Here is a 14,794-nt window from a genome sequence, read left to right as displayed (position 1 = left end):
GCGGTTCGCCGCCGGTCTGTCCTGGTGAGGAAAGGATGGATCGATGGACGACGAGCTGCAGGAACTGCTGGACGCCCACGTCACGAAGGGTGCGGTGCCCGGAGCGGTGGCGCTGGTGGCGCGCGGCGACCGCGTGGAAGTACGGACCGCGGGCCACGCCGACGTCGAGAGCGCCACGCCGATGGCGGAGGACTCGATCTTCCGGATCGCCTCGATCACCAAGCCGATCGTCGCCGCCGCCGTGCTGGTGCTCATCGAGGATGGTGTGCTCGCACTCCACGACCCGATCGCCCGGTGGCTGCCGGAGCTCGAAGCGCCGATGGTCGTGCGCACCCCGCGTGGCCCGGTCGACGACGTGGTGCCCGCGATCCGGCCGATCACCGTGGAGCACCTGCTCACCTCGACCGCGGGCTACGGCTTCTCCTCCGACTTCTCCGTGCCCGCCGTGCAGGCGCTGTTCCAGGTGCAGCGGGACGGCCGCGAACCCCAGCACGTCCCGCCGCCCGGCGAGTGGCTGACCGCGCTGGCCGGTGTTCCGCTGGTGCACCAGCCGGGCGAGGCGTGGCTCTACAACACCTGTTCCGACCTTCAGGGCGTGTTGATCGCGCGGGCGAGCGGCCGGTCGCTGCCCGAGTTCCTGGCCGAGCGGATCTTCGAACCGCTGGGCATGACCGACACCGGCTTCGTGGTGCCCGAGGCCCTGCGGCACCGGTTCACCACCTACTACCGTGCCGCGGCAGCAGGCGGGTTCGAGCGGGCCGACGGCCCCGACGGGCAGTGGAGCCGCATGCCCGCGTTCCCCTCCGGCGCGGGCGGGCTCGTCTCCACCGCCCGAGACTGGCTGCGTTTCGCGCGGATGCTGCTGGCCGATGGGGAAGACGTGCTCTCGGCGGACTCCGTACGGCGACTGCGCACCGACCAGCTCACCCCGGCCCAGCGCGAGGGCAGCGAGCTGTTCCTGGAGGGCCAGAGCTGGGGCTACGGCGGCTCGGTCGACGTCGAGCCGCTGCACCCGTGGGCCGTGCCGGGCCGCTACGGCTGGGTCGGCGGCACCGGGACCGCGGCCCACCTGGTTCCTTCGACCGGCCTGGTGACCATCCTGCTCACCCAGCTCGCCATGGACGGGCCGGCTTCGCCGACGCTGATGCAGGATTTCTGGTCGGCAACGCGGAACGAACCCTTCCGCATTGGCTCCTAACCTCGCCTCATGACCGAGATCAAGCCGTTCCGCATCGACATCCCGCAGGCCGACCTGGACGACCTCCACGACCGGCTCGCCCGCACCCGCTGGCCGCGCGAAGTGCCCGGCACCGGCTGGGAACGCGGGGTGCCGGTGGACTACCTGCGCGAGCTGGCCACCTACTGGGCCGAGGAGTTCGACTGGCGCGCGCAGGAAGCCGAGCTCAACGAAATCCCCCAGTTCACCACCGAGATCGACGGCCAGCGCCTGCACTTCCTGCACGTCCGCTCGCCGGAACCGGGCGCGCGCCCGCTGCTGCTGACCCACGGCTGGCCCAGCTCGCCGATCGAGTTCCTGCGGGTGATCGGCCCGCTGACCGACCCGCGGGCACACGGCGGCGACCCGGCCGACGCCTTCCACGTGGTGATCCCGTCGCTGCCCGGGTACGGCTTCTCCACGCCGCTGGCCGAGGCGGGCTGGGGCAACCTGTTCCGCGTCGCGCAGGCGTGGGCCGAGCTGATGCGGCGGCTGGACTACCCGCGGTACGGCGTGCAGGGCACCGACGTGGGCGCGGGTATCGCGTCGCTGCTCGGGATGGTTGACGGCGAACGCGTGACCGGGGTGCACCTGACCGGCACCGCGGCGGCCATGCCGTTCGGCCCGCCGATCGAGCTCGACGGCCTTTCCGCGGCGGACCGGGCCAAGGCCGAGCGGTTCAACCGGACCCAGCAGGACGGGCTCGGCTACCTCCACATGCAGTCGACCCGCCCGCAGACCCTCGGCTACGGGCTGCACGACTCCCCCGTGGCGCAGCTCGCCTGGATGGCCGAGAAGTTCCGCGACTGGACCGATCCGGCGCACGACCTGCCGGAGAAGGCGATCGACCGCGACCAGATGCTCACCGCGATCAGCCTCTTCTGGTTCACCGGCGCCGGGATGTCCTCGGCACACACCACCTACGAAGGCATGCAGGTCTACCGGGAGATGGCCGGGTGGGAGCAGGGCGAGGCACCCGCCGGGCCGCCGGTGGGCTACGCGGTGTTCGCCGGAGACGACACCATTCGCGCGCTGACCGATCCGGCCGGGAACCTCACGCACTGGTCGGAGTTCGACCGCGGCGGGCACTTCCCGGCGATGGAGGTCCCGGACCTGCTGACCGGGGATCTCCGGCGGTTCTTCGCCGGGCTCGCTTGATCAGGTTGCCCCGCCCGGCGGCGGCCCTAGGGTGGGGCCATGACGTGCAGCGGACTGCCGGAGCAGGCGTCACGGTGGACCGAGGACGAGCAGGAACGCGCCGCCCGCGTGCTGGGCGGGCAGGCGACCGTGGTCAACGTGCGGAAGAACGGGCCGCACCGGCGGCTCGTGCCGTGGCTGACCGAAGCCGGGCTGCTGGTCTACATCGGTCACGCGGGCAACCGGCACGACTGGCCGGAGTCGGATTTCGCCAGCCCCTTCGTCGCCGAGGCGAGGACCGACCGGTCGCAGTCGGTGCGGTTGTACGAACAATGGCTGGACGCCCAGCCGCACCTGCTGCGGCGGCTGGGCCTGGGTGAACTGCGCGGGCGCGCGCTCGGCTGCTGGTGCGCGCCCCAGCAGTGCCACGGCGACGTCCTCGCCGGACGGCACCGGGGCCCGTTGATCTCGCTCAGGTAACGCGTTCGGGCACGAGCGCCTAACATTGGCCTCGTGGCCCTACTGGGAGTTCTGCTCGTCTTGCTGGGCGTGTCGACCCTGCTGTTCCGCGACGCCGACGTGCTCGGCCTGCCGGCCACCGGGTTCGGCATCGGGCTGGCGGTCGCCGGGGTGGCGGTGTTCGCCGGTGGGCTGGCCTGGCGGTCCGCGAAACGGCGGCGCAAGATCGCCGCCGGTGAGCCGGTGCCGGTCGGGAACGTGGTCGACCGGGCGAAGGCGCTGCCGCGGCTGCTCCGGGCCCGGCGCGAGGGCTACGACGGGCTGCCGAAGGGCCGTCTGGCGCTGTGGGGTTTCGCGCTGGTGTACCTGGTCTCGCCGATCGACATCCTGCCCGAGCTGCTGCCGATCATCGGCGTCACCGACGACGCCGGGGTGCTGGTCTGGCTGCTCACCAGCGTTTCCGCGGCGTCCGGGATGTTCCTGCGCTGGGAACGGGACCGCGTGCGCCCCAAGCCCAAGTCCTGAGCCCTTTCAGGCGGACCGGCTGTGCCGCGCGCGGGGCACCAGCGCCGGGCGCACCCGGTCCAGCACGGTGTCGCGGCCGATGATCACCTCGGCGATGTCGTCACGGCTCGGCACCTCGTACATCACCGGGAGCAGGACTTCTTCGAGCACCGCCCGCGTCGCCCGTGCGCCGGTGCCGCGCAGCAGCGCCTGCTCGGCGATCGCGTCGACCGCGTCGTCGGTGAACCGCAGTTCGACGCCGTCGAGCGCGAGCAGCCTGCGGTACTGCTTGAGCAGGGCGTCGCGCGGTTCGGTGAGGATGCGGGCCAGCGTCGGGCGGTCGAGCGGCTCCACCTTCGTCACGATCGGCAACCTGCCGACGAACTCGGGGATGAGCCCGAAGCGCATCAGGTCCTCGGGCAGCACCTGGGCCAAGGCGTCGGGCGCCTGCCGGACCTCCGAACCGAACCCCAGGCCGCGCCTGCCCGTCCGCTCACCGACGACCCGCTCGAGGCCGTCGAACGCCCCGGCCGCGATGAACAGCACGTTCGTCGTGTCGATCCGGAGGTTCTCCTGGTGCGGGTGCTTGCGCCCGCCCTGCGGCGGCACGGAAACCGTGCTGCCTTCGAGGATCTTCAGCAGCGCCTGCTGCACGCCCTCGCCGGAAACGTCCCTGGTGATCGACCGGTTCTCCGACTTGCGGGCGATCTTGTCGATCTCGTCGAGGTAGACGATGCCGGTCTCGGCCCGCGCGATGTCGTAGTCGGCGGCCTGGATCAGCTTGAGCAGGATGTTCTCCACGTCCTCGCCCACGTACCCGGCTTCGGTCAGCGCGGTGGCGTCGGCGCTGGCGAACGGCACGTTCAGCAGTTTCGCCAGCGTGCGGGCCAGGTGGGTCTTGCCGCAGCCGGTCGGCCCGAGCAGCAGCACGTTGGACTTGCCGAGTTCGACCGGCTCCTCCTTGGCGTGCTTGCCGGCGGGCGCCGACCCGCGCTCGATCCGTTTGTAGTGGTTGTAGACCGCCACCGCCAGCGCGCGTTTGGCGTTCTCCTGCCCGACCACGTACCGGTCGAGGTACTCGCGGATCTCCTGCGGGCGGGGCGCTTCCGCCGGTTCGGGGGCGACCGTCTGGTCGCCGACCAGTTCGGTGCACTCACCGACGCACTCGTCGCAGATGTGCACGCCGGACGGACCGGCGATCAGCCGTCGCACCAGCTGCTGCGCCCGCCCGCAGAAGGAGCACCTCGGTGCCTGCTCGGCTGCCATCCGGAAGAACTCCCCGCATTTCAAATGTTCACACCATCTCGATGTTGAGAGTATGCCGATCCGGCCGCCCGCGGCAAGGTGCTCACCTCGCGAAGGCGGTCAGGAAGTGGTCGCGGAACTCGTCCATCGGCCACACCGGCGCCTGCGGACCCGGCCGCAAGCCGTCGTGCCAGCCCCACCCGGCCACGCGGTCGAGCACCGCGGGATCGCGCGCCACGATGGTGATCGGCACGTCCCAGTCGGCCCCGTCCCCGGTGACCATGGTCGAGGGCTGGTGGTCGCCGAGGAAGACCAGCACCAGGTCGTCACCGCCGTGGGTCTCCACATAGGACAGCAGGGAGCTCAGCGAGTACTCGATGGTCTCGGCGTAGGCGCCGCGGATCAGCGCCGGGTCGGACCACAGGCCCTCGACCGGCGGGCGCATCAGCGAGTGGTAGACCGAGCCGTCGCCGACGGCGTTCCAGTCGAGCACCGGCGGCGGTGGCGACCACGGCCAGTGGCTCGACACCAGGTCGATCTCGGCCATCAGCGGCGCGTGCGGGGCCGCCCGTTCGGCACGGTGGAAGGCCGAAAGGGTGAACTGGTCGGGCATCGTCACGTAGGACTCGGACGGGCCCTGGTAGCCGACGTTGCGTGCGTCGTAGTACTGGTCGAAGCCGTAGAACCCGCCTTCCGGCCAGTCCCGCGTGTGCGCCGGGACGTCGCCGACCGTGCGCCAGCCCGCTCGCTGGAACGCGCCGCCGAGGGTGAGCCGGTCGGTGGCGAACAGGCTGTCGTAGCGCTGCTCGTTCTTGATCCAGAGCCCGGACTGCAGCGTCGAGTGCGCGAGCCAGCTGCCGCCGCCGGTGGTCGGCGAGGTGAGGTACGCGCTGCGGGAGCCGAACCCGGCCGCGCGCAGGCGGTTCGTGCCCTCGTCGAGCAGCGGGCCGATCCGGGCCGCGACGTCCGAGTCCTGCACGGCGAACCGGCCGTAGCTCTCGACGAAGGTGAGCACGACGTCCTTGCCGCGCAACGCGGTCAGCAGCTGCTCGCCGGGGACCGCGCCGAACGGGTCGGGCGCGGCGGACTCCTCGGCGAAGGCGTCCTGGTCCAGCAGATCGGCCCGCACCTGGCGCAGGTCGTCGTAGGCGAAGGCGACCGCGCTGTTGGCGGCCACCGGCTCCCCGGGCACCAGTTGCACGCCGAACACCGCGCAGAAGATCCAGATCACGCCGAGCACGGACACCGCCCTGGTGGAGGCCGTGCGGTGCCCGGCGACCAGCCGGGCCAGCCGCACCGCCGACAGGGTCAGCCCGGCGACCAGCGCGAGCGCGAGCAGCACGAGCCCGCAGACCGCCACGACCGCCGCCGTCTCGCCCAGCGACGCGACGAGCAGGTCCATCGCGGGCCCGAAGAGGTCCCAGTCGAACACCGGGTTGAACGGGCGGTCCAGCGCGACCAGGAAGCCCATGTTGATCAGCTTCACGATGGTGAGCAGCCCGAGGAACGCCCCGGCCAGCACGGCGAGCACCCGGCGCGGGCGCACCGGCAGCACGAGCACCAGCGCGACCCCGGCCAGCGCCTCCACCGGGAGCCGCGCGAACGCGCCCGGGGTCAGCCGGTCCGGTTCGCCGGGCACCACCAGTGCGACGAGCACCAGCAGGGCGGCCAGCGCCAGGCCGGCCCTGGCCAGCACCCGGCGCACCGGGCCGCGGTCCACGGCGGTTTCCTCGCTCACGAGCCGGAGGTCCTCTCTGCGGGGAGTAGCTACTGCCCGGTTACACGGGCGCGGGGAGCCGGTGGTTCACGGCCGGCTCGATGTGTACAGTCGTACGCATCGACTCGACTGGAGCACTGGTGACCCCTCAGCCCGCCCGCCGCAGGCGGTTCGACCCCGAACGGCGCGAGCGCCTCATCGAAGCGGCCATCGACGTGATCGCCGAACGCGGGGTCGCCGGCACCTCCCATCGCGCGGTGGCCGAAGCCGCCGACGTGCCGCTCGGCTCGCTCACCTACCACTTCACGAACCTGGACGAACTGCTCCGGCTCGCCTTCACCAGGCTGGCCGAGCGGATGCACAGCCGGTTCGACGCGGCGCTCGCGGCCATCCCGCCCGGCGGTGACGGCCGCGAAGGCGTGGTCCGGATCATCTGCGACGAGGGTCTCGGGTTCGACCGCGATCTCCTCCTGATGGTCGAGTTGTACGTGCTCGCCATCCGCAAGCCGGTGTTCCGCGAGCTGATCCAGGACTGGATGAACGCCAGCCGCCGGTCGCTGGCGCGGCACTTCCCCGCGGATTCGGCGCCGGAGATCGACGCGCTGATCGAGGGCATGGTGCTGCACAGCCACCTGTCCACCGAGCCGTTCGACCCCGAGCGGGTGCGGCGCGCGGTGCACCGGATCACCGTCCGATGAGTACACCGACCCAGCAACTCGCCCCCGAAGTGCGGCGCTGGCGGGCCGCCCTCTTCGCGATGTTCCTGCTCACCGGCGTCACCTTCGCCTCGTGGGTGACCAGGACCCCGGCGATCCGCGACTCGGTCGGCGCGTCGACCGCGCAGATGGGCGTGATCATCGCCGGGCTGTCGGTCGGTTCGCTGCTGGGCATCGCGGTCGCCGGGCGGCTCGTGGTGGCCAGGGGCGGGCGGTTCGTGATCGCGCTCGGCGCGGTCGCCATGGTGGCCGGGCTGCTGCTCATCGCGCTCGGCGCGGCGCTCGGGGCGGGCTGGCTGGTCTGCGGCGGGCTCGCGTTCTTCGGCTTGGGCATGGGTGCTTCCGAGGTCGCGCAGAACGTCGAAGGCGCCGAGGTCGAGCGGGCGCTGGACGCTTCGGTGCTGCCCGCCATGCACGGCTGCTTCAGCATCGGCACCTTCGCCGGCGCGCTCGCCGGGATCGCGCTCAACGCACTGGCCGTGCCGGTGGCGCTGCACGTCGGCACCTCCGCCGCGTTGATGGCCGCGGTGGCGGTCTGGGCGGTGCGTGGCATCCCCGCGCACTCCCCCACCGACGAATCCGCGGCACGAACGCGGGCACCGAAGGTCTGGCGCGAGCCGCGCGTGGTGCTGATCGGCGTGATCGTGCTCGGCATGGCGCTGGCCGAGGGCTCGGCGAACGACTGGCTGCCGCTGATCACCGTCGACGGGTTCGGTGCCACGGCGACGATCGGCTCGGTCGCCTACGCGTTGTTCGGCCTGGCGATGGCGGCCGGGCGGTTCAGCGGGAGCCGGGTGCTCGACCGGTTCGGCCGCACCACGGCGATGCGCGGCAGCGCGGTGATCGCCACCGCGGGGGTCGCACTGGTCGTGCTCGCGCCGGGCATCGAATTCGCGGCGGCCGGTGTGGTGCTCTGGGGACTCGGCACGTCACTGGGCTTCCCGGTCGCGCTTTCCGCGGCGGGCGACGATCCCGAGCACGCCGCCGCGCGGGTCAGTGCCGTGGCCACGATCGGCTACCTGGCCTTCCTGGTCGGGCCACCGCTGCTCGGCCTGCTCGGCGAGTTCGCCGGGCTGCGCAACGCCCTCGTCGTGGTGGTGGTGATGCTGGTGGTCGCCGGCGCCTGCGCGCCGGCGGTCAGGGATCGCGCAACAACGTCTTGCCCTTGACCAGCCACGCCACCCCGAACGCGAAGATGGCGCCGGATTCCAGCCACAGCACGGGTTTCAGCGGCGCGAGGACGTCGGCGAGCCATAGCCCTTCGAGCGCGATGAGCGCCAGGCACACCAGCATGACCGCGCCGCACGTGCGGTAGACGCGGTTGCGCGAACACTTGCGCCGCGTGGGTGCCCCGGTGCTCCTGGTGAACAGGAACAGGCAGAACACCGACAGCGTCACGAAGAACACCGCGGCGCAGACCACGTGCACGGTCTCCACCAGCCGCGCGGTGGCTGAAGGATCGGGTCCCACGGCGACCGGGAACAGGCCCACGCCGATCGCCGCCACCGCGGCGACGTTCCCGCACAGGTCGTCGAGCCGGTCGTGCCCGCGGTAGGACAGCAGGAAGGTGCCGACCGCGCACATGCTGCCGACGAAGACCCCCCGCATCACCGTGTGGTAGTAGCCGCTGATCGATTCCTGCAGGCCACCGCCCTCGAGCAGCAGCTTGCCGAGTACCAGCACCACCGGCAGCGCCAGGCCGATCACCCCCACCGCCCGGCGCAGGTACAGGTAGGAATGCACCAATCCCGTCTGAGGCGTCTGGACCACTGGCTGCATGCGAACAGTGAAACACCCCGAAGGTGGCCACCCACCCAGGCGACCACCAATTGTTACCGAACGACTACCCTGGGTGCAATCAGGAGCCGGTGGGCGGCCGGGCGGTCAGCGCTTCGGCCACCTCCGTCAGCTTGACGTTGAGCCGCTGGGAAGTCCGGCGCAGGAGGGCGAAGGCCTCGTCGGCGGTGAGCCCGCGCCGCTGCATCAGGATGCCCTTCGCCTGGCCGATCACGTCGCGGCTGTCGATCGCCTGGCGCAGCTGGGCGGCTTGGAGCTCGGCACGGGTGAAGGTTTCGGTGCGCGCCAGCGCCAGTGACGCGTGGGTCGACAGCAGCAGCGCGACGTCCTGCGCGTCCTCGCTGAACCCGCCCGGCCGGGTGCTGTAGAGGTTGAGCGCGCCGGACAACCGCGGCGGCCGGGCGTCGGGCAGCACGGCGGTGGACAGCACCGAGTGGTAGCCGTGCCGGGCGGCGGCCGGACCGAACCGCGGCCAGGCCGGATCGGCGCCGAGGTCCTCGCTCCGCACGTAGGCGGGCCCGTCCGGCTGCGCGGCCGACACGCAGGGACCTTCACCGGTGTCGTACTGCACCTGATCGAGCTCGAGCGCCACCGGCTCGGTCTCCACCGGGGTGTGGAAGCGGCCGTCCGGCGAGCGCAGCGTGATCGACGCCAGCTCGGTGCCCGGCACCAGCCGGTAGGCAGCGTCGACCACCCGCTGCAGCACGCCGGCGGTGGTCCGCGCGTTGATCAGCAGGAGGGTCAGGTGGGCGAATTCCCCCGCCAGCGCCCGGATCGTCTGCTGCCCGTCGATTTCAGTCATCAGGCCCCGACTGTAACCCCTATGACCAGACCGGGCGGACCTCCTCGAGCACCGCCGCGGCTTGCGCGTACCCGGCACGCGCGGCCGCCGCGCGGTTCGCCGGGTCGAGCACGTTGCGCCCGAAGGCCGCCAAAGCCGCCTGGTCGGGGGTCACCAGCACCACCGACGCGTGCGCGCGCAGCGCTTCGACCTGTTTGCCGACGCCCGTCATCGGCCCGATCCCGCGCGGCAGCGGCGCGAGCACGACCACCCGATCGGCACCGGCGGCCAGGTCCGCGTTGGACCCCGAACGGACGCCGCCGTCGATGTAGCGGCGGCCGTCGATGGACACCGGCGGCCACACCCCGGGCACCGCGCAGCTCGCCGCGACCGCGTGCACCAGGGGTACGCCGTCGTGGCGGTCGAAGGTGCGGAAGCGGCCGGTCTCCGCGTCCACCGCGGTGAGCAGCAGCCGGCGCTCCGGCCACTCGCGCACCGGCAGCCGCGACTCGATCACCGCGATCCGATCGGCCTCGGAAGCTTCGGTGCGGGCACGCAGGGCGATCCGGCCGACACGGGCGCGGAAGCGCTGGGCGCCGGCCGGGCCGAGCATCGCCAGCGCGAACCGCAGCAACATGCCGCGCCCGAGCGCCGCCGCGAGTTCCCCGTCCGGTGGGGCGAGCTGGGCCTGGTAGCGGGTCTCGGCCTCGATGCCGGACGCGACCTGCGCGCCCACCACCGAACCGGCCGAGGTGCCCACCACCAGGTCGGCGCCGGTTAGATCCACCCCCGCTTCGGCCAGCCCGGCCAGGATCCCCCACTCCCAGGCGATCCCGGTGATGCCTCCGCCGCCGAGAACCAGTGCGCGTCGCGTCATCGGCCCATTCTGCCGGGCGGCCCCACATCCCGCCGCACCCGGCCGCCACTGAATGCTATGAGTGGGGCATTACTTGCGTTCATTGCAAGTAATGCCCCACTCATAGCATTCGACCGGGGGCGGTGAGCACCCGTTCGGCCAGTGCGGTGTCGCAGTGCTCGATGACCTCGGTCAGCTTCCCGTCCTCGACGGTGAAGACGAAGCAGTAGGTCTGGTGGTACGACTCGCCCGCCGTGGTGGTGGCCTGGGCGCGTGCCTGCACCACGACCCGGTTCCCGTCGGCGAGCACGAAATCGGCTGCACTGCGGTAGCCGCCGGGGAACTGGGCCATCAGCGGGCGCAGCAGTCCGGTCAGGGTGGCGGTCTTCGTCGGCCAGGACCCGCTCCACGACCAGGCGCCGGGGATGACCCAGCGGAAGTCGTCCGCCATCGCGTCGCTCATCGCCCGCGGGTTCCCGGCGGCCATCTCGGCGAAGATTCCTTCGACCAGTGCTCTGTTTTCGGCAGTTCCCATGGCGCTCAACCTACGCACGCCTGGCTATGCGTCAAACGAAAGTCTCGCATGTGTGGTATCAGTATCGCGCATGAGTGAGTTCACCGTGCTGGGCTTGGCCGTGGTCCGTGAGGCGGCCAGGCACGGCTCGTTCTCCGTCGCCGCCGACCGCCTCGGCTACACGCAGTCGGCCGTCTCCCGGCAGATCGCGCTGATGGAGCAGGCGGCCGGGCAGCCGCTGTTCGAGCGCCGGTCCCGCGGGGTGCACCCGACCGAGGCGGGCCGGTTGCTGCTCCGCCGGGCGGACGCCGTGCTCGGGGAACTCGACGCCGCCCGCCAGGACCTCCGCGAGCTGGAGGCCCAGCCCGGTGGGCGGTTGCGGGTCGGCGCGTTCTCCACCGCGCTCGCCGCGCTGGTGCCCCGGGCGATCGCCACGGTTTCCCGCCGTGCGCCCGGATTGCAGGTGCCGTTGCGCGAGGGGCTGAGCCCGTCGCTGCTGACCGCGGTCGCCCGGCGACGGCTCGACCTGGCCGTCGTCACCCCGCCCGGCAAGACGCCGGACGGGGTGGAACTGGTGCCGCTGCTGGAAGATCCGCTCTTCGTCGCGGTGCCCGCGGGGCATCCGCTCACCACCCGGCCGAGCGCGACGCCCGCGGCACTGCGGGCCGAACGCTGGATCGCCGGCAGCGCCGAGCCGGGTTCCTCCCTGCTCGGCGCCTGGACGGGCTCGTCGTGGCAGCCGGAGATCGCGTTCGTGGCCAAGGACTGGACCGCGAAGCTCGGCCTGGTCGCGGCCGGGCTCGGGGTCACCGTGGTGCCGGGACTGGCCGTCCCGTCGCTCCCGCCGACCGTCGAGGCCGTGCGCATCGACCACCCCGCCGCTATCCGGCCCGCGGCCATCGCCCGTCACTCCGGTGGTGAACCGGCCGACGCCTTCGTCGAAGCACTGCTGGACACCGCGGCCGAACTGGCGGTGGAACTCCGCCGTTCGCGCCGGAGCGCGAGCAGGGCGATGCCCAGCCCCGCCACCGTGAGCCCGGCACCGACGAGGTAGAGCGAACCCAGGCCGGGGCCGTCTTCGATGACCCAGCCGCCCAGCCAGCCCGCGAACGCCGAAGCCAGCTGGAAGCCCGAGGCGTTGACCGCCACGGCCAGCGTGGGCGCGGCACCGGCGGTGGTCACCACGCGCGTCTGCATGCCGGGGATGATCGCGAAAGCCAGCAGCCCCAGCACGAACGTCAGCACCAGCGCGGCCGGGCGGCTCGAACCCAGCGCCCAGAACGCCGCCAGCACCCCGGCGAGCACGGCCAGCAACGCGGCCACCGAACGCAGCAGCGCCTTGTCGGCCAGCCAGCCGCCGAGGAAGTTGCCCGCGATCGCGCCCGCGCCGTAGATCAGCAGCAGCCACGGCACTGATTCGGCGCCGAACCCGCTGAGCCCGGTGAGCAATGGGGTGATGTAGACGAAAACCGTGACCACGCCGAGGTTCCCGACGGCCGTCAGCAGAATCGCCCACCGCAGCGCGGGATTGCCGAACACCCGCAGCTCGCCGAAGGCTGAGCCGGTGGTGGCAGCGGGCTGCGCGGGGACGAAGCGCAACACCAGCGGCAGGGCGATCAGGGGAATCGCGGCGACGGCGGCGAAGGTGGCCCGCCAGCCCAGGTTGTGCCCGACGAAGGTGCCCAGCGGCGTGCCCAGCACGATGCCGAGGTTCAGGCCCAGCGTCAGCTTCGCCACGGCGGCGCCCTGCTTGCCCTCCTGGGCCAGCGACACCGCGATCGCGATGCCCACCGCGAAGAAGGTGGCCACCACCAGGCCGGAAACGAACCGGGACAGCAGGACCAGGACGTAGCCGGGCGCCACCGCGGAACCCAGGTTCCCGGCCACGGCGACCAGGATCAGGCAGACGATCAACGGTTTGCGGGCCACGTGCGCGGTCAGCACGGTGACCACCGGGCCGCCGACGATCATGCCCAGCGCGTAGGCGCTGACCAGCAGGCCCGCCGACGGGATGGACACCGACAGCCCGGCGGCCACGTCGGGCAGGATGCCGGCGATGACGAATTCGCCGGTGGTCAGGCCGAAAACGACCAGCATCAGGGAGAACAGGGAAAGGCGCATCGCTCAACTCGGTCCGGGATCGGGGAATACGAACTCCCCGATCGTGGTTTCCCCCTTACCGATGATCAAGTACCCACTAAATAGTGGGGTGCTTACCGAAAGGTGTGTGCCGGTGCCCCAGTGCCAGAAGTTCGTCTCCGGGCTCGACGCCGGCATCGACGTGGTGGGCGGCAAGTGGAAGGTGCTCATCCTGTGGGCACTGGGCCAGGGCCCGAAGCGGTTCGGTGAGCTGAAACGGGAGCTCGCCGGGGTCAGCGAGAAAATGCTGATCCAGCACCTGCGCGAACTCGAACGCGACGAGGTGGTGCACCGCGAAGTGCACCACGCCGTCCCGCCGAAGGTCGAATACTCGCTCACCGGCTCGGGCACCACGCTCATCGAAGCGCTGCGCCCGCTCGGCGCCTGGGGTTGTGACCGCAAGGAACGCCTCGAAGAAATCCGCAGCGCGGGCTGAACCGTCAGGCTTCGCAGGTGACCGCTGGCAGCACCGGGTTGTCGTTGAGCACCCCGGCGATGAGCCCGAAGTTCGCGCTGCCGTCCGCCACCACCACGGCGTTCCAGTCCTCGCTGGTCACCGTGACGGTGTCGCCGTCCTGGGAAAGCTCGCCGTGCCACAGGTTGTTGATGTTGTGCCCGTCCGGCTGGGACCAGCGCACGGTCCACCCCTTCAGCGGCGCGGCGTCGAGGTTGCGCACGGTCACCACGCCCTCGTACCCGCCCGGCCACGAATTCGTCACCTCTAACCGGGCGTCGCACGCGCTGGGTGCCGCCGTGTGCACGGTGCCGACGACCTCCTCGCCGCCTGCCGCGTAGCCCACGAGCGCACCCGCACCGGCCAGCGTGGCCGCGGCGAAGCCGGACACCACCCCGGTACGCAGCCTCGATCGGCGTACCGGTGGCACGACCACCGGCGCCGGACGGCGGTCGGCCGACAGTTCGGCGTGCACCTGCGCCATCGCCGGGCGGTCCGCCGGGTTCCGGCTGAGCATGCGCAGCAGGATCCCGGTGAGCGGCCCGCTGCGGCGCGGCGGATCGATCTCCCCGCCGACGATCCGCATCAGCATTGCCAGCGTGCTGCGCTCCTTGCCGTACGGCGGTTTGCCTTCCAGCGCCGCGTAGAGCGTGGCGCCCAGTGAGAACACGTCGGACGCCGGCGTGGCCTGGGCACCGCCGGCGACCTCCGGCGCGAGGTAGGCGGGCGTGCCCGCGATGAACCCCGCCGCGGTCACCGTCGCCTCGCCCGGTGCCCGCGAAATGCCGAAGTCGGCGATCTTCGCCTGCTCCCCGGCGCCGAGCAGGATGTTGCCCGGCGTGACATCGCGGTGCACGATGCCCAGTTCGTGGGCCGCCGCGAGCGCGGAGGCCACCTGCGCGCCCAGCCTCGCCACCCGCGCCGGCGGGAGGGTCCGCCCGCCGCGGAGCAGCGCCGACAGGCTCGACGGCACGAACTCCATGATCAGGTAGGTCCCGTCGCGGCTGTCCACGACGTCGTGCACGGTCACCGCGTGGGGGTGCCGCAGCCTGGCGGCGACGCGTGCCTCACGCATCGCCCGGGGATCGGCCGTCCCCAGTTGCTTGACGGCGACCACCCGGCCCAGCCGCTCGTCCCTGGCGCGCCACACCGCGCCCATCGCACCTTCACCCGCACGGTCCGCCAGCCGGTAGCGCCCCGCGATCACCACTCCGCTGTCCGTCACGCGAGGCACACGGACGGAAGGGGGCAATAGTTCA

15 protein-coding genes and 1 pseudogene are annotated in these 14,794 nt (G+C 72.0%); 8 read left to right on the top strand and 8 right to left on the bottom strand.

Going from position 1 to position 14,794, the window contains the following annotated elements:
- Positions 1–43: 43 nt before the first annotated feature.
- From JOM49_RS24110 to JOM49_RS24095, 4 genes are read left to right on the top strand one after another with little or no spacing between them, the layout of a single operon-like run.
- Entirely contained in the window at positions 44–1,198 is a 1,155-nt protein-coding gene (locus JOM49_RS24110; protein ID WP_209666510.1) for a serine hydrolase domain-containing protein, read from the top strand.
- Between the two features lie 9 nt (positions 1,199–1,207).
- Positions 1,208–2,374, top strand: a complete 1,167-nt coding sequence (locus tag JOM49_RS24105; protein WP_209666509.1) for an epoxide hydrolase family protein — start codon at positions 1,208–1,210, stop codon at positions 2,372–2,374.
- A gap of 39 nt (positions 2,375–2,413) precedes the next feature.
- Positions 2,414–2,833, top strand: a complete 420-nt coding sequence (locus tag JOM49_RS24100; protein ID WP_209666508.1) for a DUF4326 domain-containing protein — start codon at positions 2,414–2,416, stop codon at positions 2,831–2,833.
- A gap of 33 nt (positions 2,834–2,866) precedes the next feature.
- Positions 2,867–3,337, top strand: coding sequence for a YkvA family protein (locus tag JOM49_RS24095; protein ID WP_209666507.1), 471 nt, complete (start codon positions 2,867–2,869; stop codon positions 3,335–3,337).
- A 6-nt stretch (positions 3,338–3,343) separates the two neighbouring features.
- Here the strand turns inward: JOM49_RS24095 and clpX are convergent, their stop codons facing one another.
- The gene (gene clpX, locus JOM49_RS24090) at positions 3,344–4,582 is read right to left on the bottom strand and encodes an ATP-dependent Clp protease ATP-binding subunit ClpX (RefSeq protein WP_209666506.1); all 1,239 of its coding nucleotides are present in this window, start codon (positions 4,580–4,582) and stop codon (positions 3,344–3,346) included.
- Between the two features lie 82 nt (positions 4,583–4,664).
- Positions 4,665–6,299 (bottom strand): sulfatase-like hydrolase/transferase, encoded by a 1,635-nt coding sequence (locus JOM49_RS24085; RefSeq protein ID WP_308158849.1) that lies wholly within the window; start codon positions 6,297–6,299, stop codon positions 4,665–4,667.
- Positions 6,300–6,418: 119 nt separating this feature from the next.
- On the opposite strand from JOM49_RS24085, the gene JOM49_RS24080 reads away from it, so the two are divergent.
- Positions 6,419–6,976, top strand: coding sequence for a TetR/AcrR family transcriptional regulator (locus JOM49_RS24080; RefSeq protein WP_282768417.1), 558 nt, complete (start codon positions 6,419–6,421; stop codon positions 6,974–6,976).
- The gene (locus tag JOM49_RS24075; protein WP_209666504.1) at positions 6,973–8,163 is read left to right on the top strand and encodes an MFS transporter; all 1,191 of its coding nucleotides are present in this window, start codon (positions 6,973–6,975) and stop codon (positions 8,161–8,163) included. Before JOM49_RS24080 ends, JOM49_RS24075 begins: the two co-directional genes overlap by 4 nt.
- Here JOM49_RS24075 and JOM49_RS24070 read toward each other — a convergent pair.
- The 4 genes from JOM49_RS24070 to JOM49_RS24055 all read right to left on the bottom strand — a co-directional run bounded on the left by JOM49_RS24070 (position 8,132) and on the right by JOM49_RS24055 (position 10,963).
- The gene (locus JOM49_RS24070; RefSeq protein ID WP_209666503.1) at positions 8,132–8,773 is read right to left on the bottom strand and encodes a DUF998 domain-containing protein; all 642 of its coding nucleotides are present in this window, start codon (positions 8,771–8,773) and stop codon (positions 8,132–8,134) included. The genes JOM49_RS24075 and JOM49_RS24070 overlap by 32 nt on opposite strands.
- A 79-nt stretch (positions 8,774–8,852) precedes the next feature.
- Positions 8,853–9,593 carry a GAF and ANTAR domain-containing protein gene (locus tag JOM49_RS24065; RefSeq protein ID WP_209666502.1) on the bottom strand — a complete coding sequence of 247 codons (741 nt, stop codon included), beginning with the start codon at positions 9,591–9,593 and terminating at the stop codon, positions 8,853–8,855.
- Positions 9,594–9,612: 19 nt separating this feature from the next.
- On the bottom strand, positions 9,613–10,449 hold the full coding sequence (locus JOM49_RS24060; RefSeq protein ID WP_209666501.1) for a patatin-like phospholipase family protein: 837 nt from the start codon (positions 10,447–10,449) through the stop codon (positions 9,613–9,615).
- Positions 10,450–10,549: 100 nt separating this feature from the next.
- A complete protein-coding gene (locus JOM49_RS24055) occupies positions 10,550–10,963 on the bottom strand; it encodes a nuclear transport factor 2 family protein (protein WP_209666500.1) in 414 nt (137 codons plus the stop codon).
- On the opposite strand from JOM49_RS24055, the pseudogene JOM49_RS24050 reads away from it, so the two are divergent.
- Positions 10,854–11,840 (top strand): annotated as a pseudogene (locus tag JOM49_RS24050) (LysR family transcriptional regulator); the annotation flags it as partial. The gene JOM49_RS24055 and the pseudogene JOM49_RS24050 overlap by 110 nt on opposite strands.
- A gap of 8 nt (positions 11,841–11,848) precedes the next feature.
- Here the strand turns inward: JOM49_RS24050 and JOM49_RS43235 are convergent.
- Positions 11,849–13,063, bottom strand: a complete 1,215-nt coding sequence (locus tag JOM49_RS43235; RefSeq protein ID WP_245369450.1) for an MFS transporter — start codon at positions 13,061–13,063, stop codon at positions 11,849–11,851.
- 112 nt (positions 13,064–13,175) lie between these two features.
- Here JOM49_RS43235 and JOM49_RS24045 point away from each other — a divergent pair, with 112 nt between their 5' ends.
- The gene (locus tag JOM49_RS24045) at positions 13,176–13,517 is read left to right on the top strand and encodes a winged helix-turn-helix transcriptional regulator (RefSeq protein WP_282768410.1); all 342 of its coding nucleotides are present in this window, start codon (positions 13,176–13,178) and stop codon (positions 13,515–13,517) included.
- A gap of 4 nt (positions 13,518–13,521) precedes the next feature.
- On the opposite strand, the gene JOM49_RS24040 is transcribed toward JOM49_RS24045, so the two are convergent.
- Positions 13,522–14,760 carry a serine/threonine-protein kinase gene (locus JOM49_RS24040; RefSeq protein WP_209666497.1) on the bottom strand — a complete coding sequence of 413 codons (1,239 nt, stop codon included), beginning with the start codon at positions 14,758–14,760 and terminating at the stop codon, positions 13,522–13,524.
- Positions 14,761–14,794 lie beyond the last annotated feature (34 nt).

The sequence above is a fragment of the Amycolatopsis magusensis genome, from assembly GCF_017875555.1.
Taxonomy (GTDB): Bacteria; Actinomycetota; Actinomycetes; order Mycobacteriales; family Pseudonocardiaceae; genus Amycolatopsis; species Amycolatopsis magusensis.
Note: the sequence above shows the minus strand (reverse complement) of the source record. Positions and strands in the feature narration are given on the sequence as shown.